13 protein-coding genes are annotated in these 21,738 nt (G+C 74.4%); 6 read left to right on the forward strand and 7 right to left on the reverse strand.

Features of this window, described 5'->3' with window-relative positions; translation table 11 throughout:
- Positions 1-325 precede the first annotated feature (325 nt).
- The 4 genes from ilvC to ACTMS9_RS19495 form a co-directional block, all read right to left on the reverse strand.
- Positions 326-1,339: a ketol-acid reductoisomerase gene (gene ilvC / locus ACTMS9_RS19480; protein WP_088963576.1), complete on the reverse strand. Its 1,014-nt coding sequence runs from the start codon at positions 1,337-1,339 to the stop codon at positions 326-328.
- An 86-nt stretch (positions 1,340-1,425) separates the two neighbouring features.
- The gene (gene ilvN / locus ACTMS9_RS19485; protein ID WP_088963577.1) at positions 1,426-1,941 is read right to left on the reverse strand and encodes an acetolactate synthase small subunit; all 516 of its coding nucleotides are present in this window, start codon (positions 1,939-1,941) and stop codon (positions 1,426-1,428) included.
- The gene (locus tag ACTMS9_RS19490) at positions 1,941-3,824 is read right to left on the reverse strand and encodes an acetolactate synthase large subunit (protein ID WP_441165624.1); all 1,884 of its coding nucleotides are present in this window, start codon (positions 3,822-3,824) and stop codon (positions 1,941-1,943) included. The genes ilvN and ACTMS9_RS19490 overlap by 1 nt, the downstream gene beginning before the upstream one ends.
- Before the next feature lie 236 nt (positions 3,825-4,060).
- Positions 4,061-6,412 (reverse strand): putative bifunctional diguanylate cyclase/phosphodiesterase, encoded by a 2,352-nt coding sequence (locus ACTMS9_RS19495; RefSeq protein ID WP_441165625.1) that lies wholly within the window; start codon positions 6,410-6,412, stop codon positions 4,061-4,063.
- A 110-nt stretch (positions 6,413-6,522) separates the two neighbouring features.
- On the opposite strand from ACTMS9_RS19495, the gene ilvD reads away from it, so the two are divergent.
- A complete protein-coding gene (ilvD, locus tag ACTMS9_RS19500) occupies positions 6,523-8,370 on the forward strand; it encodes a dihydroxy-acid dehydratase (RefSeq protein ID WP_441165626.1) in 1,848 nt (615 codons plus the stop codon).
- Positions 8,371-8,708: 338 nt separating this feature from the next.
- On the opposite strand, the gene ACTMS9_RS19505 is transcribed toward ilvD, so the two are convergent.
- Positions 8,709-11,201: a glycoside hydrolase family 2 protein gene (locus ACTMS9_RS19505; RefSeq protein ID WP_441165627.1), complete on the reverse strand. Its 2,493-nt coding sequence runs from the start codon at positions 11,199-11,201 to the stop codon at positions 8,709-8,711.
- Between the two features lie 255 nt (positions 11,202-11,456).
- Between ACTMS9_RS19505 and ACTMS9_RS19510 the strand changes: the two genes are divergently transcribed.
- Positions 11,457-12,476: a LacI family DNA-binding transcriptional regulator gene (locus ACTMS9_RS19510; protein WP_441165628.1), complete on the forward strand. Its 1,020-nt coding sequence runs from the start codon at positions 11,457-11,459 to the stop codon at positions 12,474-12,476.
- Between the two features lie 29 nt (positions 12,477-12,505).
- On the opposite strand, the gene ACTMS9_RS19515 is transcribed toward ACTMS9_RS19510, so the two are convergent.
- Positions 12,506-15,091: a putative bifunctional diguanylate cyclase/phosphodiesterase gene (locus ACTMS9_RS19515; protein WP_441165629.1), complete on the reverse strand. Its 2,586-nt coding sequence runs from the start codon at positions 15,089-15,091 to the stop codon at positions 12,506-12,508.
- A gap of 212 nt (positions 15,092-15,303) precedes the next feature.
- Here ACTMS9_RS19515 and ACTMS9_RS19520 point away from each other — a divergent pair, with 212 nt between their 5' ends.
- Positions 15,304-15,678 carry a PH domain-containing protein gene (locus tag ACTMS9_RS19520; RefSeq protein ID WP_357997768.1) on the forward strand — a complete coding sequence of 125 codons (375 nt, stop codon included), beginning with the start codon at positions 15,304-15,306 and terminating at the stop codon, positions 15,676-15,678.
- 6 nt (positions 15,679-15,684) lie between these two features.
- On the opposite strand, the gene ACTMS9_RS19525 is transcribed toward ACTMS9_RS19520, so the two are convergent.
- Positions 15,685-16,611: a 2-hydroxyacid dehydrogenase gene (locus ACTMS9_RS19525; protein ID WP_441144658.1), complete on the reverse strand. Its 927-nt coding sequence runs from the start codon at positions 16,609-16,611 to the stop codon at positions 15,685-15,687.
- A gap of 162 nt (positions 16,612-16,773) precedes the next feature.
- Between ACTMS9_RS19525 and ACTMS9_RS19530 the strand changes: the two genes are divergently transcribed.
- From ACTMS9_RS19530 to ACTMS9_RS19540, 3 genes are all read left to right on the forward strand, one after another.
- Positions 16,774-18,597 carry a SpoIIE family protein phosphatase gene (locus ACTMS9_RS19530; protein ID WP_441165630.1) on the forward strand — a complete coding sequence of 608 codons (1,824 nt, stop codon included), beginning with the start codon at positions 16,774-16,776 and terminating at the stop codon, positions 18,595-18,597.
- Positions 18,598-18,667: 70 nt separating this feature from the next.
- A complete protein-coding gene (locus ACTMS9_RS19535; protein WP_441165631.1) occupies positions 18,668-19,843 on the forward strand; it encodes a PQQ-dependent sugar dehydrogenase in 1,176 nt (391 codons plus the stop codon).
- A gap of 123 nt (positions 19,844-19,966) precedes the next feature.
- Positions 19,967-21,544: a metallophosphoesterase gene (locus ACTMS9_RS19540; protein ID WP_441165632.1), complete on the forward strand. Its 1,578-nt coding sequence runs from the start codon at positions 19,967-19,969 to the stop codon at positions 21,542-21,544.
- The last annotated feature ends 194 nt before the right edge of the window (positions 21,545-21,738 follow it).

The following is a 21,738-nucleotide window of genomic DNA, read 5'->3' on the forward strand; positions in this document are numbered from 1 at the left end:
CCACCGCCACCGCCCGGCGCATGCGCTCCGCCCCACCTGGGCCGGGTGGGCCCACGGACCGGCCCTCCGGTTGAGCCCGCACCCAGCGTGACGGACACCGACGCCGGACATGCGGTGAGCGACATGCCTCAGCGGCATGAAAATGACCGTGCGGCATACGGCTCGACGGGCACCGGAGTGTCCGCGGCGACACCCCGGCTCGGCGGCGACGCGGTTCCTTCCCGTCGCCGACGGTCGCGAACCAACGCGGCCCGCGACCCGGCGCCGGGGAGAGCGTCGGGTCGCGGGCCGCGTCGCGGTGGCCCCGCCGGGGCGGGGCCGCGCGTCAGGCGGTCTCGGTGATGGGCCGGTCGACCCAGCTCATCATGGCGCGCAGCTTCTGGCCGGTCTCCTCGATCGGGTGGGCCGCGCCCTCGGCCCGCCACTTGGCGAAGTTCGGCCGGCCGGCCTCGTCCTCGGCCACCCACTCGCGGGCGAACTCGCCGGACTGGATCTCACCGAGGATCTTGCGCATCTCGTCCTTGACCCGGGAGTCGATGACCCGGGGGCCACGGGAGAGGTCGCCGTACTCGGCGGTGTCGGAGACGCTGTAGCGCATCCGGGCGATGCCGCCCTCGTACATCAGATCGACGATCAGCTTCAGCTCGTGCAGGCACTCGAAGTACGCCACCTCGGGGGCGTAGCCGGCCTCGGTGAGCACCTCGAAACCGGTCTGCACCAGCGCCGCCGCGCCGCCGCAGAGCACCGCCTGCTCGCCGAAGAGGTCGGTCTCGGTCTCCTCGGTGAAGGTGGTCCGGATCGCGCCGGCCCGGGTGCCGCCGATGCCCTTGGCGTACGACAGGGCGAGCTGGAACGCGGTGCCGCTGGCGTCCTGCTCGACGGCGACCAGGCAGGGCACGCCCTTGCCGTCGACGTACTGGCGGCGGACCAGGTGACCGGGGCCCTTCGGGGCGACCATCGCCACGTCCACGTCGGCCGGCGGCTTGATCAGGTCGTACCGGATGTTGAAGCCGTGGCCGAAGAAGAGCGCCTTGCCGGGGGCGAGGTTGGGGGCGATCGCCTCGGCGTACAGACCGCGCTGCGCGGTGTCCGGCGCCAGGATCATGATGACGTCGGCCTCGGCGGCCGCCTCGGCCGGCGTGAGCACCCGCAGGCCCTGCTCCTCGGCCTTCGGCCGGCTCTTCGAGCCCGCCGGCAGGCCGATCACCACGTCGACGCCGGAGTCGCGCAGCGACAGCGCGTGGGCGTGGCCCTGGCTGCCGTACCCGATCACCGCGACCTTGCGGCCCTGGATCAGGCCCAGGTCGGCGTCGTCGTCGTAGTACACCTCAACGCTCATTGACTTCCCTTTCGTACGGCGGTCCGAGCGGCCCGTCGTGGACTTGTGCGGTGGTTCGGGCGGCGCGGAGCGCCGGCGAGGTCAGATCAGGCGGCGCGCAGCGCGGGCCCGGCGGTGATGGAGCGCGAGCCGCGCCCGATCGCCACCGTGCCGGACTGGACCATCTCCTTGATGCCGAACGGTTCGAGGTCGCGCAGCAGCGCGTCCAGCTTGTCGGGGGTGCCGGTGGCCTCGATGGTCAGCGTGTCCGGCGCGACGTCGACCACCCGGGCCCGGAACAGGTTGACCGTCTCCAGCACCTGCGCCCGGGCGTTGCGGTCCGCGCGGACCTTGACCAGCAACAGCTCCCGGGCCACCGAGACCTGCGGGTCCAGCTCCACGATCTTCAGTACGTTGACCAGCTTGTTGAGCTGCTTGGTCACCTGCTCCAACGGGGACGACTCGGCGTTGACCACGATGGTGATCCGGGAGACGTCCGGGTTCTCGGTCTCGCCCACGGCGAGGCTGTCGATGTTGAACCCGCGCCGGGAGAACAGGCCGGAGACCCGGGCCAGGACACCCGGCTTGTTCTCCACCAGGACCGAAAGGGTGTGCAGAGTCATCAGATCTCGTCCTCGTCGAAGGCCGGGCGGACGCCACGGGCGAACATGATCTCGTCGTTGCTGGTGCCGGCGGCCACCATCGGCCAGACCATCGCGTCCTTGCCGACCACGAAGTCGATCACGACGGGCGCGTCGGTGATCGCCATCGCCGCCTCGATCGTCTTGTCGACGTCCTCGGGGGTCTCGCAGCGCAGGCCGACGCAGCCGAGCGCCTCGGCCAGCTTGACGAAGTCGGGGATGCGGTGCTTGTGGGTGCCCAGCTCGGTGTTGGAGTACCGCTCACCGTAGAAGAGGGTCTGCCACTGCCGGACCATGCCGAGGTTGCCGTTGTTGATCACGGCGACCTTGATCGGGATGCCCTCCAGCGCGCAGGTGGCCAGCTCCTGGTTGGTCATCTGGAAGCAGCCGTCGCCGTCCACCGCCCAGACCACCGTGTCCGGCCGGCCGACCTTGGCGCCCATCGCCGCCGGCACGGCGTACCCCATGGTGCCGAGGCCGCCGGAGTTGAGCCAGGTGCCCGGCTTCTCGTACGAGATGAACTGGCTGGCCCACATCTGGTGCTGGCCCACGCCGGCCACGTAGACCGCGTCCGGGCCGGCGATCTCGCCGAGCCGCTTGATCACGTACTGCGGGGAGAGGGTGCCGTCGGCCGGCTCCTCGTACCCCAGCGGGTAACGCTGGCGCAGGTCGTCCAGCTGGGTCCACCAGTCGGCCAGGTCGGACCGGTGGCCGGCCTTGCGCTCGGCGGTGACCGCGGCGATCAGCTCGTCGATGACGTGCTTGGCGTCACCGACGATCGGCACGTCCGCGTGCCGGTTCTTGCCGATCTCGGCCGGGTCGATGTCGGCGTGCACCACCGTGGCGTCCGGGGCGAACGAGTCCAGCTGGCCGGTGACCCGGTCGTCGAACCGGGCGCCCAGCGCCACGATCAGGTCGGACTTCTGCAGGCCGTACACCGCGGCGACGGTGCCGTGCATGCCGGGCATGCCCAGGTGCTGGCGGTGCGAGTCGGGGAACGCGCCCAGCGCCATCAGCGTGGTGACCACCGGGATGCCGGTCAGCTCGGCGAGCTTGCGCAGGCCCTCGGTGGCGCCGGCCTTGAGCACGCCGCCGCCGACGTAGAGCACCGGGCGGCGGGCCATGGCCATCAGCCGGGCCGCCTCGCGGATCTGCTTGCCGTGCGGGTGCAGGGTCGGCCGGTAGCCGGGCAGGTCCAGGGTGGGCGGCCAGGCGAAGGTGGTCGGCGCCTGGAGGACGTCCTTGGGGATGTCGACCAGCACCGGCCCGGGCCGCCCGGTGGAGGCCAGGTGGAAGGCCTCGGCCAGCACCTGCGGGATCTCCTCCGGGGTCTGGACCAGGAAGTTGTGCTTGGTGATCGGCAGCGTGATGCCCTGGATGTCCGCCTCCTGGAAGGCGTCCGTGCCAATCGAGGGCCGCGCGACCTGACCGGTGATCGCGACCATCGGCACCGAGTCCATGTACGCGTCGGCGATCGGGGTGACCAGGTTGGTCGCGCCCGGGCCGGAGGTGGCGATGCAGACGCCGACCCGGCCGGTGGCCTGCGCGTACCCGGTGGCGGCGTGTCCGGCGCCCTGCTCGTGGCGGACCAGGATGTGCCGCACGGTCGAGTCGTAGAGCGGGTCGTACGCGGGCAGGATCGCGCCGCCGGGGATGCCGAAGACGACGTCGACGCCGAGCGCCTCGAGGGACCGCACGAGCGAGCTGGCCCCGGAGACCTGGGCCGGGGCGGGCTGCCGTACGGCCGGGGTGGCCGCGGCGGCCCCGCGCGGCGCGGGGGTGTGGTCGGCGTCGCCGGCCGGCTCGGTGGCCGTCCGCGCCCGCCGGGCGGAGTGGGCGAGTGTCTCTGGCGTGGGTCTCGTCATGGCGGTTCAGGCCTTCGGCTGGAGGGTGGAGGCTCTTTCGACACGTGCGACGCGGGCGGGGCCCGCCCGGTGGAGTCCGACGGCAATAAAAACGGCCCTCGTGCAGATGCACGGGGCCAGCGCACTCTCGGTGACGGAGAGTGCGCTCAGGTAAGTACTCGCTGCGACGGGATCGACGACATGTGGACCAGCCTGACGCATCTCACGCGATGAGTCAACTGATCCCACATGTTGGTTCACGAACGGGGGACACCGTCTCCCGTCGCGGGCTTGGCGACCGGTCCGACCTGCGCGGATCCCGTCCCACCGACGCGCGGCGCCGGCACCGGCCGGCGAGCGACGAGCGGTGTGGCCGGCAACGGCCCCGGGCGGGCGCCGGGCGAGGTGGCGGCGTCCAGCATCGCCTCCAGGTGCTCGGCCGGCACGCCCCAGCCGAAGAGCGCGCCCTGGCCGAACCGGCAGCCGGCGGCGACCACCGCGGCCAGCTCCGTCGGCGTGGTGACGCCCTCGGCGATCACCTCCAGCCCGAGCTGGTGCCCGAGGCGCATGACGATGTCGACCATCGGGGCGAAGGCCGGCCCGTCGGTGTCCACCGGGCGGACCGGCTCGTGCTCGGCGACCAGGCTGTGGTCGATCTTGAGGATGTCGATCGGCAGCCGGCGCAGCTGGCCGAGGGACGAGTAGCCCGCGCCGAAGTCGTCCAGCGCGATCCGCACCCCGGTGCGCCGCAGCGCGGTCAGCCGCCGGATCAGCTCGTCGAGGTCGGTGGCGACGGCGTGCTCAGTGACTTCCAGCACCAGCCGCTGCGGCGGCACGTGGTGGGCGCGCAGCGCCTCGGCCACCTGGACGACGTACTCCGGGGCGTGCAGCTCCCGCGGGGAGACGTTGACCGAGACCCAGACGTCGTGGCCGTCGGCCAGCCAGCGGGAGAGCTGCCAGCAGGCCTGGTGCAGCACCCAGGCGCCCAGCTTGGCGATCACCCCGCACTCCTCGGCGAGCGGGATGAACTCGTCGGGGCGGACGTTGCCCAGCTCCGGGTGGTGCCAGCGCAGCAGGGCCTCGGCGCCGACCGGGCGGACCGAGGGCAGCGAGGCGACCGGCTGGAAGACCAGCCGCAGCTCGTCGCGCTCGATCGCGCCGCGCATCTCGTGCTCCAGCCGGGTCCGCCGCAGCAGAAGCTGGTCGTGCGTGCCGTCGTAGCGCTCGATGCGGTTCTTCCCGCGCTGCTTGGCGTACCGCAGGGCCAGGTCGGCGTGGCGCAGCAGGGCCACCGAGTCGGGCTCGCCACACTGCCCGGCCACCCCGATGCTCACCGAGAGGAAGACCGGCCCGTTCGGCTGCTCGTACGCCCGGCCGAGCACCCCGAGCAGCCGCTCGGCGACCACGTCGGCGTCGGCCAGCCGGCCGCGCATCAGCACGGCGAACTCGTCGCCGCCGAGCCGGGCGGCCAGGTCGCCGGGGCGCAGGTTGCCCCTCAGCCGCCGGCCCACCTCGGCCAGCACCATGTCGCCCACGTCGTGGCCGCGCATGTCGTTGACGTTCTTGAAGCCGTCCAGGTCGAGCCCGAGCAGCACGCACCCGACGCCCTCGTCGGCGCAGCGTTGCAGCTCCCGCAGCAGGCCCCGCCGGTTGGCCAGCCCGGTCAGCGGGTCGGTGTGGGCCAGCTCGCGGAAGTGCTTCTCGCGCTCGGCCAGCCGGCCGGCGTACCCGCGCATGTCGTTGAGGGTGAGGTACTGCCGGGCCACCAGCGCGAACCCCTCGACGCTGCCGGCGACGATGCCGAGCGCGTCGAAGCGCCCGCCCTGGGCCAGGTGGTACATCGCCGAGGCCGCCATCGCGAACATCGGGACGAAGGCGTACGCGCCGTCCCGGCGGATCAGGTCGACGTCGACCTGCCCCGGCGCCTCGACCCGGTGCACCGCCAGCGCGACCGCCAGCAGGCCCATGGCGAGCAGCGCGGCGCTGGTCAGGGTCATCCCCGGGCCGCCCTGGCAGACCCCGCCGGCCACGCCCAGCCCGCCGGCGGCGACGCCGGTGATGCCGGCGCCGAGCAGCCCGAACCGGCCCCGGGGCGGAGCGGCGCGCAGCAGCACGGTCAGGGTCACCCCGACGGTCAGCGCGGCGTTGACCGTGGCCAGCAGGATCGCCGGGCAGGCCACCGGGGTGGCCGACCCGAGCAGCCGGGTCGGCGTGGAGAAGAGCACCCAGCCGACGAACCAGAGGGCCGTCGCGACGATCAGCGCGTCCAGCAGCAGCCGGGCGGTCGCCGGCCGGGACACCACCGCCCCCGGCAGGCGGAGCAGTCCGGCGGCGGCGGCCAGGCCGCTCAGCGTCACCGCGGCGGAGATCAGGACGGGCCAGCCGGTGAGTCGGGCCGGATGCGGCGGGTGGTGCGGATCACCGAGCACCAGGCCCACCCCGACCAGCAGGCCGACCAGGGCGAACCCGCCGGCGGCGGCCAGCAGCGCGTACGGCCGGCGGTCCGGGCCGCTGCGACGCCGGACCGACCCGACGAGCAGCAGGGTGGCGGTCACGGCGACCAGGGCGCTGGGGAGCGCGACGGCGACCATGCCCGGGGGGAAACGCACGTCCTCAACTGTGCCGGATCCGCGCCCCGCGCGGGGCACCGGGTGTGCATCTGTTGGGACACGCTCGGACCGCCGGGGCCTACCGCCGGGACGGTGCAAGACTGGTATGCATGCCTGAGCTGCGGTCGAGGACCTCCACCCACGGTCGGACGATGGCCGGCGCCCGGGCCCTCTGGCGGGCCACCGGGATGACCGACGACGACTTCGGCAAGCCGATCGTCGCCATCGCCAACAGCTTCACCCAGTTCGTCCCGGGTCACGTACACCTGAAGGACCTCGGCGGCCTGGTCGCCGACGCGGTGGCCGAGGCCGGCGGGGTGGGTCGCGAGTTCAACACGATCGCTGTCGACGACGGCATCGCCATGGGCCACGGCGGCATGCTCTACTCGCTGCCCAGCCGGGAGCTGATCGCCGACGCGGTCGAGTACATGGTCAACGCCCACTGCGCGGACGCCCTGGTCTGCATCTCCAACTGCGACAAGATCACCCCGGGGATGCTGCTGGCCGCGCTGCGGCTGAACATCCCGACCGTCTTCGTCTCCGGCGGGCCGATGGAGGCCGGCAAGACGGTGGCGATCGAGGGGATCGTGCACTCCAAGATCGACCTGATCGACGCCATGATCGCCTCGTCCAACGAGGCGGTCACCGACGACCAGCTCGGCGAGATCGAGCGCTCCGCCTGCCCGACCTGCGGCTCCTGCTCCGGCATGTTCACCGCCAACTCGATGAACTGCCTCACCGAGGCGATCGGCCTGGCGCTGCCGGGCAACGGCTCGACACTGGCGACCCACGCCGCGCGCCGGTCGCTCTTCGTCGAGGCCGGCCGCACCGTCGTGGAGATCGCCAAGCGCTGGTACGACCAGGACGACGCCTCGGTGCTGCCCCGCGTCGTCGCCGGCCGGGCCGCGTTCGAGAACGCGGTCGCCCTGGACGTGGCGATGGGCGGGTCGACGAACACGATCCTGCACCTGCTCGCCGCCGCCCGCGAGGCCGAGCTGGACTTCCAGGTGGCCGACATCGACGCGATCTCCCGCCGGGTGCCCTGCCTGGCCAAGGTCGCGCCGAACTCGCCGCAGTACCACATGGAGGACGTGCACCGGGCCGGCGGCATCCCCGCCATCCTCGGCGAGCTGAACCGGGCCGGCCTGCTCCACCGGGACGTGCACGCCGTGCACTCCCCCTCGCTGGAGCGCTGGCTGGCCGACTGGGACGTGCGGGGCGGCTCGCCGACGCCGGAGGCGGTCGAGCTGTTCCACGCCGCCCCGGGCGGGGTGCGCACCACCGAGCCGTTCTCCACCAGCAACCGCTGGTCGTCGCTGGACACCGACGCGGCCGGCGGCTGCATCCGGGACCGGGAGCACGCGTACTCGGCCGACGGTGGGCTGGCCATCCTGTACGGCAACCTCGCCCCGGAGGGCTGCGTGGTGAAGACCGCCGGAGTGCCCGAGGAGTGCCTGACCTTCCGCGGCCCGGCGAAGGTCTACGAGTCGCAGGACGACGCGGTCTCGGCGATCCTGGCCAAGCAGGTCGTCGCCGGGGACGTCGTGGTGATCCGCTACGAGGGCCCGAAGGGCGGCCCCGGCATGCAGGAGATGCTCTACCCCACCTCGTTCCTCAAGGGCAGGGGGCTGGGCCGGGCCTGCGCGCTGCTCACCGACGGCCGCTTCTCCGGCGGCACCTCCGGGCTCTCCATCGGGCACGTCTCCCCCGAGGCGGCCTCGGGCGGCCTGATCGCGCTGGTCGCCGAGGGCGACGAGATCGTCATCGACATCCCCGGCCGGTCCATCGAGCTCAACGTGCCCGACGACGTGCTCCAGGCGCGCCGGGTGGCCGAAGAGAAGCGGGAGCGGCCGTACACCCCGGTCGACCGGCAGCGGCCGGTGTCGGCGGCGCTGCGCGCGTACGCCTCGATGGCGACGTCGGCCAGCGACGGCGCGTACCGGCGGGTGCCGGAGTGAGCGGCGCCCCGGCGCGGCGGTGACCCCTTTCGGGTGACCGGGGTCGCGCCACGCCCGCGATCGGGTGAACGCCAGCAGGCGTGTCGTGGCGGGAGGGCGTATGCCTGGTGGGCGATATACCTCAGAGGCATAAATATGACTCAGCGGTATATCGCTCACCACCGGGTGCGGGTCCGCGCGGACCACGCCGGGTAGCGCCCGTGCGGCGCGCCGCGCGGGGCACCCCGACCGCCGCCGGCCAGCGCGGGCCGGCAACCCGGGACGACCGACTTCGCCGCGTTCGGTGACCGTGGCGGCGGCGGGTCGCAGGATGCCGACCAGCCGCCGCCCGTCGCGCCTTACTCCGCGGCTCCTTCCGTGGCGGCGGCCGGGACCGCCCGCGTCGCGGCGTCGATGTCGTTGACGCAGCGCAGCACCGGGCGGGCGGTCAGCGCCCCCGGGTCGAGCGCCGTGTCGGCCCGCACGGTGAAGGTCGCCGACTCCCCCGGCAGCAGGGTGACCAGCGCCCGGTCGACGTCGGCGGACGGGTCCAGCCGGTCCGGGAAGAGGGTCAGGTCGCGCAGCACCGTCCGGGCGGTCACCCGGACCCGCTGGCCGTCGTCGCCCGGCGCGACCGTCGCGTCGAAGCGGGCCGCCGGCCAGTCGACCTCCCGATCCTCGGCGAAGAACCAGAGGGCCCGCTCGGCCGTGTCGCCGGCCTCGGCGACCAGCAGCTCCCGGCGGGCCTCCTCCGGCCCGGCCAGGTCGGCGGGGAGCGCCAGCACCACCGCCGAGTACGCCGGGACGTCCAGCGGGTACGCCGTCTTCGCCCTCGGCTCACCGGCCAGGGTCAGCCGGGTGACCGTCGCGGGGGCCCGCCACGGCTCGCCGGTCTCGTTGACCGCCACCAGGGCCAGCCCGCCGTCGCGGGGCTGGACGGTGAGCAGCCGGTCCGCGTACGCCCGGCGCAGCGCGTACCAGAGCGGCTTGCGGCGGCCGTCGCCGTCGATCGCCGACCACGAGGTCACCGGCCAGCAGTCGTTGAGCTGCCAGACGATGGTGCCGGCGCAGACGTCCCGGTGCGAACGGAAGTGCTCCACCCCGAGCTGGATGGCCCGCGCCTGGTTGAGCTGGGTGAGGAAGTGCCAGTCGTCGAAGTCGGCCGGCTCGGGCAGGTGGGCGTCGAGTCCGCGCTGGAGCTTGGCGTCGCCGTCGGTGGCCTTCTGGTGGTGCGCCATGCCTGGCGAGTCGGGCGCGAGGGGCTCGTCGGTCAGCGCCCGGCGCAGCGTCGCGTACGCCGGGGGTGCCTGGTAGCCGAACTCGGCGACGAAGCGGGGCACGTACTCGCGGTACTTCGTGTAGTCGTCGGTGTTCCAGACGTCCCAGATGTGCATGGTGCCGTGCGCCGGGTCGTTGGGGTGGATCTCCTCGCTGCCCGACCACGGGCTGCCCGGCCAGTACGGCCGGGTCGGATCCAGCTCGCCGACGATCCGGGGCAGCAGGTCGAGGTAGTAGCCCCGCCCCCAGGTACGCCCGGCCAGCGGCTCCTGCCAGTCCCAGTCGTACCAGCCCCAGATGTTCTCGTTGTTGCCCGTCCAGAGCACCAGCGACGGGTGGGTGGCCAACCGGGTGACCTGTTCGGTGGCCTCGGCGGCCACCTCGGTGCCGAACGGCTCCTCCTCCGGGTACGCCGCGCAGGCGAAGAGGAAGTCCTGCTGGACGAGGATCCCCAGCTCGTCGGCGAGGTCGTAGAAGTCCTCCGACTCGTACCGGCCGCCACCCCAGACCCGCAGCAGGTTCACCCCGGCTCCGGCGGCCTGGTCGAGCCGGTGGGCCAGCCGGTCCCGGGTGATCCGGCTGGGGAACGGGTCGTCGGGGATCCAGTTGATCCCGCGGACGAAGACCGGGGTGTCGTTGACGTGCAGGGCGAAGGGGGTGCCGTGGGCGTCCGGGGTGGTGTCGAGGCGTACCGACCGGAAGCCGATCCGGCGGGACCAGGTGTCCAGGGTCCGGCCGTCCGGCGCGCAGAGCGTGACGTCGAGCCGGTGCAGCGCCTGCTCGCCGTACCCCCGGGGCCACCACAGCCCGGGGTCGCGGACGGTGAGGGTCGCCACCGCCGTGCGCTCCCCCGCCGGGACGACGGCCTCGACGGCCGCGCCGGCGACGGCGGCCCGGACGGTCAACGGGGTTACCGCGAGCCGCTCCACCTCGACGTGCAGTTCGACCCGTCCCACCCCGCCGGCGACGGTGACCAGCGGCCGGACGGTGGCGAGCCGGGCGGTGGACCAGGCGTGCAGGCCGATCTCCTGCCAGATGCCGGCGGTGACCAGGGTCGGTCCCCAGTCCCAGCCGAAGTTGCAGGCCATCTTGCGGATGAACTGGAACGGCTCCGGGTAGGCGTTCGGCCGGTCGCCGAGGGCGTCCCGGTGCCGCTGCGCGTAGCGGTACGCCGAGTCGAACCGGACGGTCAGGGTGTTCGCTCCCGGGCGCAGCAGCGCGCCGACGTCGAACCGGTGGCCGCGGTGCATGTTCTCGGTGCGGCCGACCTCGACCCCGTTGAGGGTGATCGTGGCGACCGTGTCGAGGCCGGCGCAGACCAGGTCGACCCGCTCGTGGTCGCCGGGCCGCCGGTCGAAGGTGGTCTCGTAGACCCAGTCGGTCCGCCCGATCCAGGCCAGCGTCGTCTCGTTGTCGTCGACGAACGGGTCGGGGATCAGCCCGGCGGCCAGCAGGTCGGTGTGCACGCAGCCGGGCACGGTGGCGGGCACCGCCCGGCCGGCGATCCCGTCCGGCACCTGCGACCCCGGTACGGCCCGCAGCGTCCAGCCCTCGTGCAACGTCTGCCGGGTCACGACTTCACCGCGCCTTCCATGATTCCGCGCGCCAAGCGGGGAACGCTCCCGATATCGAGGGACGTTGACTGAACCGGATAAGTGAGTCCACCGTACGGGCCGTACGCTTAACCGTGCAAGTGATCGTGCAGCAGGTCCGCTTCCGCCGATCCGGCGGGGCGTTCGCCCGACCGGGTCGGGGTAGCGTGAGGGCCGCCGGTGATCCCGGTGCCGTGGGACCGGCCCGGGGGGCCGCGAGGATTGAGGAGCACGCCGGTGAAGCGGCCGACCATCGCCGACGTCGCGCGACGTGCCGGGGTGTCCAAGGGCGCGGTGTCGTACGCGCTCAACGGGCAGCCGGGCGTCTCGGAGGCCACCCGTCAACGGATCCTGGCCATCGCCACCGAGATCGGGTTCAGCCCGAGCAGCGCCGCCCGCGCGCTCTCCGGCGCCACCGCCAACGCCGTCGGCCTGGCCCTGTGCCGGCCCGCCCGGATACTGGGCATCGAGCCGTTCTTCATGGAGCTGATCAGCGGCGTCGAGGCGGAACTCTCCGCCCGGTCGTACGCGCTCACCCTCCAGGTGGTGGCCGACCAGGAGGCGGAGATCGCGGTCTACCGCCGCTGGTGGGCGGAGCGGCGCGTCGACGGGGTCTTCGTCTGCGACCTGCGCACCGACGACCGGCGGGTGCCGGCCCTGGAGGAGCTGCAACTGCCGGCCGTGGTGATCGGCGGACCCGGCCACACCGGCAGCCTGGCCAGCGTCTGGTCGGACGACGCGGCGGCGCTGGTGGAGACGGTCGAATACCTGGTCGCCCTCGGGCACCGGCGGATCGCCCGGGTGGGCGGCCTGCCCTCGCTGCTGCACACCGAGATCCGTACCGACGCCTTCGCCGAGGTGTGCCAGCGACTCGGGCTGGCCGACGCCGTCACCGTCTGGTCCGACTACACCGGCGAGGAGGGCGCCCGCGCCACCCGCCGCCTGCTCAGCTCCGCCAATCGCCCCACCGCGGTGATCTACGACAACGACGTCATGGCGATCGCCGGGCTCTCGGTGGCGCAGGAGATGGGGTTGGCCGTCCCCGGCGACCTCTCGATCGTGGCCTGGGACGACTCGCCGCTCTGCCAGCTGGTGCACCCGCCGCTGACCGCGCTCGGCCGGGACATCCCGGCGTACGGCGCGCACGCCGCGCGGCAGCTGCTGGCGGTCATCGCCGGCGAGCCGGCGAGCGGCCTGCAGGACGAGACCGCCCACCTGACCCCGCGCGGCAGCACCGCACCGCCGCGGATCAGATGAACCGGTTCAGCATTTGCTGAACAGGGCGGTCAGCGGGAGGCGGACGGGAACTCCTCGAAGTACGCCTCCACCCGCTCCGCCGTGGCCGGCCGGGCCAACGCGAACCCCTGCCCGTACGGGCAGCCGGCCCGCTGCGCCCGGTCGACGTCGGCGTCGGACTCCAGCTCCTCCACCACCACCGACAGGCCGAGCCGTTCGCCGAGGCTGACCACCACGTCGATCAGCGGTCGCTGCGGGTCGTGCGTCGACCCCACCAGCTGCGGCCGGACCTTGAGCAGGTCGATCGGAAGCCGGCGCAGCTGGGCCAGGGAGGCGTGCTCGGCGCGGAAGTCGTCCAGCGCGGTGCGCACTCCCAGCGACCGCAGGCCGGCCAGCCGGGCCACCACGGTGGGCAGGTCCCGGCCGATCCGGGGTTCCGCCACCTCGACCACCAGCCGGTGCGCCGGCACCCCGTGCCCGGCCAGCGTGGCGGCCACCCCGGGCAGGAAGTCCGGGGCCAGCAACTCCCGGGGGGTCACGTTGACCGCCATCCAGAGCTCCCGGCCCCCCGTCGACCAGCTGGCGAGCTGCCGGCAGGCGCGGTCCAGCACCCAGCGCCCCAGCTCGCCGACAAGGTCGAGGTCCTCGGCCACCGGCAGCAACTCGGCCGGGAGCACGGTGCCCAGCACCGGGCTGCGCCAGCGCAGCAACGCCTCGGTGCCGACCGGCTGCCGGTCGGCCAGCCCCAGCACCGGCTGGTAGACCAGGTCCAGCTCACCCCGGGTGGCCGCGCCGGGCAGCTCCCGCTCCAGGTCCAGCCGGCGGACCAGCTGCTCCTCCAGGTAGGCGTCGTACCACTCGACCCGGTTGCGGCCGAGCTGGACGGCGCGCCGCCGGGCCAGATCCGCCTGGCGCAGCGCGTCCTCCGGCCCGATGCCGGCCAGCTCGGCCAGGCCCACGCTCACCCGCAGCCGCACCATCGACCCGGGCGTCGGGCACGGCTCGCCGAGCGCGGCGACCAGGCGGCCACCCAGCGCGTACGCCGGCACCGGACCGGCGTCGGTGAGCACGGCGAACTCCTCGCCGGCCACCCGGGCGACCAGGTCGTGCGGGCCGACCACGTCGCGCAGCCGGCGGGCGGCCGTGAGCAGCAGGCCGTCCGCCGCCGACGGCCCCGCTCCGTCGGTCACCGCGCCGAGGCCGTGCACCTCCAGCAACAGCAGCGCGCCCGAGCCGTCGCCCCGCGCGCCGAGCGCCCGCATCAGCTCACGCCGGTTGGCCAGGCCGGTGAGCTGGTCCGTGGCGGCCAGCCGGTGCAGTTCGCGTTCCAACCGGCGCCGCTCGCCGATGTCGCGCACGTGCAGCACCACCGCGTCGACCTCGGGCACCCCGCGCAGGTCGCTCACGGTCGACTCGGTCTCCCGCCAGCCCCCGTCGCCGGTGGCCATCCGGGCCACCAGCAGCAGCGGCTCCTGGCCACCCCGGGGCGCGGCGAGCCGGGCGAGCGCGCCCGGCGCGTCGTCGGGGTGCAGCAGCTCGACCAGCCGCCGGCCGCGCACCTCGTCGTCGCGCAGACCGAACCAACGGGCGCCGGCCGCGGAGAGCCAGCGCACCCGCAGCTCGTCGTCGAGCTGCAGGATCAGGTCGCGGCCACCGGAGACCAACGCCCGGAAGTGCGCCTCCCGGGCGGCCAGCCGGCTGGCCCAGTGCCGGTTGTCGGCGGCGGTGATCAGCTCCCGGCCGACCAGCGGCGGGATCACCGCGAGTCCGAGCAGGACGGCGGTCGGCGTGAAGCTGCCGACCGCCCAGAGGTGGTACCCGGCGGCGAGGGTGGCCACCGCGGCCGGCGCGGTCACCCGGGGCCAGGCCGGCGGCGGACCGGTGCCCAGGGCCGGATCCCCGGCCGACACCCGCGCCATCCCGGCGGCGGTGAACAGGGCACCCGCCAGCAGCGGCGCGACCGCGGTCAGCGTCGCCACGGCCGGCGCCCGGTAGGCCAGCAGCACCACCAGATCGGCGAGGCCGAGCAGGGCGGTCGCCGCGCCGGCCCGACAGAGCGCCGCGCCGGGCCGACGGCGCCGCTCGGCCAGCGCGCTCACCAGCAGCGCGGCGAGCCCGCCCGCACCGAGCACCGTGACGGCGCGGGCCAGCGGAGGGACGTCACCCGGCGGCAACAGCACCCAACCGGCGAACAACAGGGCGGTGCCGAGCCCGAGCACGTCGACGGTCCGGCCCAGCCGGACCCGGGGCGCCAGCCGGGACTGGCCGGGGAGCAGGAGCAGGCCGCCGACGTACAGCAGGGTCGCGGCGGCCAGCCCCTGGGCCGCGACGTTCGCGCGCTGCTCCCCGGCGGCCAGCGGCAGGACGGCGACGGTCAGGCCGACCACCAGCACGGCGGCGTCGAGCAGCGCGGCGGCCCGCCGGCGACGCGGCGCCCGCCGGTCCCGGCCGCCACCGACGGCGGCCTCCCGGGAGAGTCGGACACCGGCCAGGGCGCAGCCGGCCGCGCCGGCCAGCGTCGTGGCGGCCAGCGGCGGCAGCACGCCGGCCAGGGCGGCGGCGGCCAGCAGTGCGGCCGCCGCCAGCAGGGCGGCCACCGCGGGCGCGGGGCGGTGGACCAGGTACGAGTGAGGCACGACGGTCGCCTTCGTGAGGGGGACACGGGGCGGTGCGGCGATGCGGGCGGGACGGGGCACAGGACAGATATCCGACACCCACCACCCCGCCAACGACGGATCGGAGCGTCGGTTACGGCCCTGTTCAGTGACTCATGTCACTGCCGGATAGTGCCGGTCACCGTCCACCGCCCGGGCGGAGCGGGGCGGTGCCGGGGTGGGATCATCGGAGGGTGAGTAGCGCCGACACCATCCGCTTCCGGTACAACCAGGCCATCCTGGTCGCGGCGATCGTCGCCTTCATCGGCGCCCTGCCGCTGGCCACCGCCGAGTGGTACCTGCTGCCGGTGCTGCTGATCCCGCTGGCCGTCGCGGTCTGGGCGTGGCGGGCGGGCACCGACGCCGACCGGCGGGAGCTGCGGCTGCGGGCCGTGGCCGGCAGCCGCCGGATCGCGTGGGACCGGGTCGTCGAGCTGACCGCCGACAACCGCGGCCGCGCCGTCGCCCGCCTCGACGACGGGCAGGAGATCATGCTGCCCGCGGTGCGCGGCACCGACCTGCCCCGGCTGGTCTCCGCCACCGGCCAGCACCTGCCCGGCGAGCGCTGAGCCCGCTCAGTAGCCGTCGGTCACCGTGTTGACCAGCGGCTCCCCCGCGGCGAACTGCCGCAGCTGCGCACCCACCAGCCGGTACGCCCGCGGCAGCAGGCCGCGTACCGAGCCGGCGACGTGCGGGGTGAGCAGCACGTTGGGCAGCTCCCACAGCGGATGGTCGGCAGGCAGCGGCTCGGGATCGGTGACGTCCAGCGCGGCCCGCAGCCGGCCGCTGGACAGCTCCGCCACCAGCGCCTCCGTCCGGGCCACCGGACCCCGGGCCGCGTTCACCAGCAACGCGCCGTCGGGCATCGCGGCGAGGAAGGCGGCGTCCACCATGCCCCTGGTCTGCTCGGTCAGCGGCACCAGCAGCACCACCACCTCCGCCTCCGGCAGCAGCCGGGGCAGCTCGTCCACCCCGTGCACGCCCTCGGCCGGGCGGGCGGTGCGGGCGACCAGCGTGACGGTGACGTCGAACGGGGCCAGCCGGGCGTGCACCGCCGCGCCGATCGAGCCGGCGCCGACGATCAGCACCCGCTTGCCGGTCAGCTCGTCGGTCGGCGCGACCTCGTCGTACGCCCACTCCCGACGGGCCTGGGCCCGGGCCATCGCGGGGAACCCGCGCAGCTGGGCCAGGATCGCGGTGAGCACCCACTCGGCGGTGCCGGCGTCGTGCACGCCCCGCGCGTCACAGAGGGTCACCCCGTTCGGCACCTGGCCGACCCAGGCGTCCGCCCCGGCGGAGAGGAGTTGGATGACCGCCAGGTCCGGCAGCCGCGCCAGCATCCCGGCGGTGTCCCCGGCGGCCAGGAACGGCGGCACCCAGAACCGGACCCCGGCCGGGTCCGACGGCGGGCGTCCTGGGTCCGTCCACGCCTGGACGGTGACGCCCGCGGGCGCCTCGCCGAGCAACCCGACCCCGGCCTCGTGCGGAATCCATACCTTCACGTCCGCCGACGATAGCGACCGCGACCCGACCCGGTCCGGCGCACCGGCTCATCGGGGGCGGGCGGCGGTCGTCACCGCCCGTGGGCGTCACCGCCGCCTGCCGGGTATAACCGAGGGTCGGAGCGCAACCCGGTGCCCCGCACGTCCGCAGACAGGTGGCCGATGACCGAGCGCTCCCCGCACCGTCGCGGTCCGCTGCCCGCCGTGGACATTCCCGCGCTGACGGACCCGGCGCGGCTGCGCGCGCTCGCCGAGACGGGCCTGGACGCCGAACCCGACGAGGCGTTCGACCGCTTCGCCCGGCTGGTGAGCGACCTGCTGGAGGTGCCGGTCGCGCTGGTGTCGCTGGTCACCGGCGAACGGCAGTTCTTCCCGGGCGCGGTCGGCCTGCCGGAGCCGTGGGCCGCCCGTCGGCAGACCCCGCTGAGCCACTCGTTCTGCCAGCACGTGGTGGACATCGAGATCCCGATGGTGCTGCCCGACGCCCGGCTCTACCCCCGGGTGTGGAACAACCTGGCCATCGCGGAGCTGGGCGTGGTCGCGTACGCGGGGATGCCGCTGACCGACCTGGACGGCCGGGTGCTCGGCTCGCTCTGCGCCATCGACAGCAAGCCCCGCGCCTGGACCGCCGACCAGCTGCGTACCCTGGCCGACCTCGCCGCCGCGTGCTCGTCGGAGCTGCGGCTGCGGATCGCGCTCGACGGCGCGGAGGAGGCCCGGCGGCGGGCCGAGGAGGCGCACGAGCGGCTCAAGCTGCTCTCCGCGCTGAGCGAGACCCTGACGGGCACCCTCGACGTGGCCACCGCGGTGGACCGGCTGACCGCGGCGGTGGTGCCGCTGCTGGCCGACTGGGCACTGGTGACGCTGGTCGACCGGGCCGGCGCGCCGCGCCGGGTCACCGCCCTGCACCGGGATCCCGGCCGGGCCGCCCAGGTCGACCGCTTCGCCGAGCTGATGACGACCGCTCTCGGCTCGCAGTCGATCACCCGTACGGTGCTGCGCACCGGCCAGCCCGTGCTGGGCAGCGCGGCCACCCTGGAGGACGTCCGGCGGGCCACCACCGACCCGGAGATGGTGTCGCTCGCCGAGCGGCTCGGCTTCGCGTCGCACCTGTCGGTGCCGGTGCCGGCGCCCGGGCGCGGTGCGGTGGTCGGCTGCGTGACGCTGATAAACTCCCCGGGGCGGCGGCCCTTCGACGACAGCGACCTGCACATCGCCCTGGAGATCGGCCGCCGGGCCGGCCAGGCGCTCGGCAACAGCTGGATGTACGACGAGCAGCGGCACGTGGCCGAGGTGCTCCAGCACAGCATGCTGCCGGTCCTGCCGGAGAGCCCCCGGGTCGAGCTGGCCGCCCGCTACCAGCCGGTGGCGGACCGGGTCGAGGTGGGCGGGGACTGGTACGACGCCTTCGTCCAGCCCGACGGCGACCTGGTCGTGGCGATCGGTGACGTCGCCGGCCACGACATCGAGGCCGCCGCGACCATGGGCCAGCTGCGCAACCTGGTCCGGGGCAACGCCTTCGGCCGGACCGACCCGGTGGACGAGCTGATGACCCGGCTGGACCGCGCCATCTCCGGACTGCGCATCCCGGCCGCCGCCACGGCCACTCTGGCCCGGCTGCGTCCCCTCGAGGCCGGGGGCCTGACGGTGAGCTGGTGCAACGCCGGGCATCCACCGCCGCTGCTGGTCGACGCCGAGGGCGTGGTCCGGGTCCTCGGCGGCCGGCGGGAGCCGCTGCTCGGCTTCGCCCGGCCGATCCCCCGCAGCAGCCAGGAGACCACCCTGGCGGCGGGGGACACCCTGCTGCTCTACACCGACGGCCTGATCGAGCGCCGGGACCGCTCCATCGACGAGGGGCTGGCCGAGCTGTTGAGCCGACTCTCCGACACCGGTCCGCTCCCCCTCGCCGAGCTGTGCGACCTGCTGCTCTCCTCCTCAGACCGACGCGAGGACGACGTCGCGCTGCTCGCCGTCCGGGCCCGCTGAGCGGGTCGCGAAGCCCTCAACCGCCGCCGGTGGGCCGGGGAGTCCGGATTCGCGGGCTAGGCTGGGCCGGGTGAGCGCCCGTCCCCCGTACCCCCGCACCGGCCGCCGTCGCGCGGCGCTGGTGGCGTCCTGCGCGGCGCTGCTGCTGGCCACCTCCGGGTGCAGCTTCGGCCCGCCGGAGCCGGACCCGGCCGGCGAGCCCCCCAACCTGCCCACCCCGTCCGCGTCGGCGAGCGCCGGCGGCGCCGGTCAGGAGGTGGTCGCCACCGTCCTGGCCAAGGGGCTGCGGGTGCCGTGGGGCATCGCGTTCCTGCCGGACGGCGGCGCGCTGGTCACCGAGCGGGACAGCGGGCGAATCCTCAAGGTCGGCCCGGAGTCCGGGACGGAGGGGTTGCGGGTCGCGCCGGTGCAGACCGTGCCGGACGTGGCGGCCGGCGGCGAGGCGGGGCTGCTCGGCATCGCGGTCTCCCCGGCGTACGCCAAGGACCAGACCGTCTTCGTCTACTACACCACTGAGCGGGACAACCGGGTCGCCCGGCTGAAGCTCGGCGGCACGCCGACGCCGATCCTCACCGGCATCCCGAAAGCGGGCAACCACGACGGCGGCGGGCTGGCCTTCGGCCCGGACGGGCAGCTCTACGTGAGCACCGGTGACGCCGGCAACCGGGACTTCGCGCAGGACCGGAAGAGCCTCGGCGGCAAGATCCTGCGGATCACCGCAGACGGCAGGCCGGCGCCCGGCAACCCGTTCCCCGGCTCACCGGTGTGGTCGCTGGGGCACCGCAACGTGCAGGGCATGGCCTGGGACGCCGGCAAGCGGATGTACGCCACCGAGTTCGGCCAGAACACCTGGGACGAGGTCAACCGGATCGACAAGGGCGCCAACCACGGCTGGCCCACCGTCGAGGGGCAGGCCGGCGACAAGCGGTACGCCGACCCGATCGTGCAGTGGCGCACCGCGGAGGCGTCCTGCTCGGGGCTGGCCGCGACGGGCCGGCTGCTGGTCACCGCCTGCCTGCGCGGCGAGCGGCTGTGGCTGCTCGAGCTGACCGACACCGGCACCGTGCTCGGGCAGCCCCGCCAGCTGCTGACCGGCCGGTACGGTCGGCTGCGCGCGGTGGCCGCCGCCCCGGACGGCTCGCTCTGGGTCTCCACGTCCAACCACGACGGGCGGGGCGAGCCGGCGCCGGAGGACGACCGGCTGCTGCGGCTGGTCTTCGCCGACGGTGGTGCCGGGCGCAGCTGAGCACCGGCCGAACGGCTGTCACGAGCCGCCGGGAGGCGCGACACACCGGGAGTTTCGGCGCGGAACACGCCGCCGTCGGTCGGGTTTGCCAAGATCCATCATTGGGCAGGTCAGAATCTCAGCATGGACGGTGGGGAGAACGAGCAGCGCGGGCCCGAGGACGAGGACACTCCCCCGGCCCGGCGTGAGCGACGCTGGCCGCCCGGGCGGGACCGGGCCGGCCGGTCGGGCCGGTCGGGGTGGGCCCGGCGGGTGGGCGTGGTGCTCGCCGTCCTGACGGTGGCGCTGGCCGGAGCCGTGATCGGGGTGCTGGCCGGCGGCCGGGTGAACACCGACATCGGCCCGTTCCGGGCCAACCTCACCCTCGCCCCGGCAGTCAAGGGCAGCACCACCGTCGACGTCCCGCCGCTGGGCGCGCTCCAGCTCGACAGCCACGACGGGCCGACCCACCTGACCGTCCGGCTGGGCGCGCTGGACCAGCGCAAGACCGAGGCGCTGATCGACGACCCGGCCAGCATCAACCGGGCCAGCCTGTCGGCGGTGGAGGACGTCCGCGACGGCGTGATGCGGCTCGGGCTGCGTACCGCCGGGTCGTCCGTGCTGGCCACGCTGCTGCTGGCCGGGCTGATCTTCCGGGACGTCCGCCGCACCGCGTGGTCCACCGGGCTCGCGCTGGCGGTCACCGCCGGCAGCCTGGGGCTCGCCGCGGGCACCCTGCGCCCCCAGGCGATCGAGGAGCCACGGTACGAGGGGCTGCTGGTCAACGCCCCGGCGATCGTCGGCGACGCCCGCCGCATCGCCAACGACTACTCGCGCTACGCCGAGCAGCTGCAGCGCATCGTCGGCAACGTCAGCCAGCTCTACACCACGGTCTCGGCGCTGCCGGTGTACGAGCCGGCGCCCGGCACCACCCGGGTGCTGCACGTGTCGGACATGCACCTCAACCCGACCGGCTGGCAGCTGATCCGCACCGTGGTGGAGCAGTTCGACATCGACGTGGTGATCGACACCGGCGACATCACCGACTGGGGCAGCGAGCCGGAGGCCTCCTTCGTGGGCTCGATCGGGCTGCTCAAGAAGCCGTACGTCTACATCCGGGGCAACCACGACTCCTCGCGCACCGCTGCGGCGGTGGCCCGGCAGCCCAACGCGATCGTGCTCAACAACTCGACCACCACGGTCGCCGGGCTGACCATCGCCGGGATCGGCGACCCCCGGTTCACCCCGGACAAGGAGACCTCGCCGGCCGGCAGCGGCCTGACCAAGCAGGTCGCCGAACAGGTGATCGGGGCCGGTGAGCAGCTCGCCGCCACGGTCCAGCGGTCACCCCGACCGGTGAACATCGCGCTGGTGCACGACCCGGCCTCGGCCGGCCCGCTCTCCGGCACCTGCCCCCTGGTACTCGCCGGGCACACCCACGCCCGGCAGGTGTCCAAGCTGCCGCAGCAGCTCGGCAAGCAGTCCACCCAGTTGATGGTGGAGGGCTCCACCGGCGGGGCCGGGCTGCGCGGTCTGGAGGGCGAGAAGCCGACCCCGCTGTCGATGACCGTGCTCTACTTCGACCAGCAGAAACTGCTCCAGGCCTACGACGACATCACGGTCGGCGGCACCGGACAGGCGCAGGTCAACCTGGAACGCCACGTGGTCAAGGAGCCGGCGAAGGGTGCCCCGGTCCCCGTCACCCCCACCCCGACCCGCTGACCCACCCCGGCCACGATCCGACGGCAGCGAGCCGCACGGCCGGCTCGTGCCGACAGCGGCCCAGGGCCGAGCGCTGGCTGCCCAGCCGACGCCGGGACCCGCAAGCACGTCTTGGGCTCCGGCTCCGGCTCCGGCTCCGGGGATCGTCACCCAGCGCAAGCTTCTCTCCGCTACCGGCACTCCGGCTCACACGC

The sequence above is a fragment of the Micromonospora sp. L31 genome (assembly GCF_052068075.1).
Taxonomy (GTDB): domain Bacteria; phylum Actinomycetota; class Actinomycetes; order Mycobacteriales; family Micromonosporaceae; genus Micromonospora; species Micromonospora purpureochromogenes.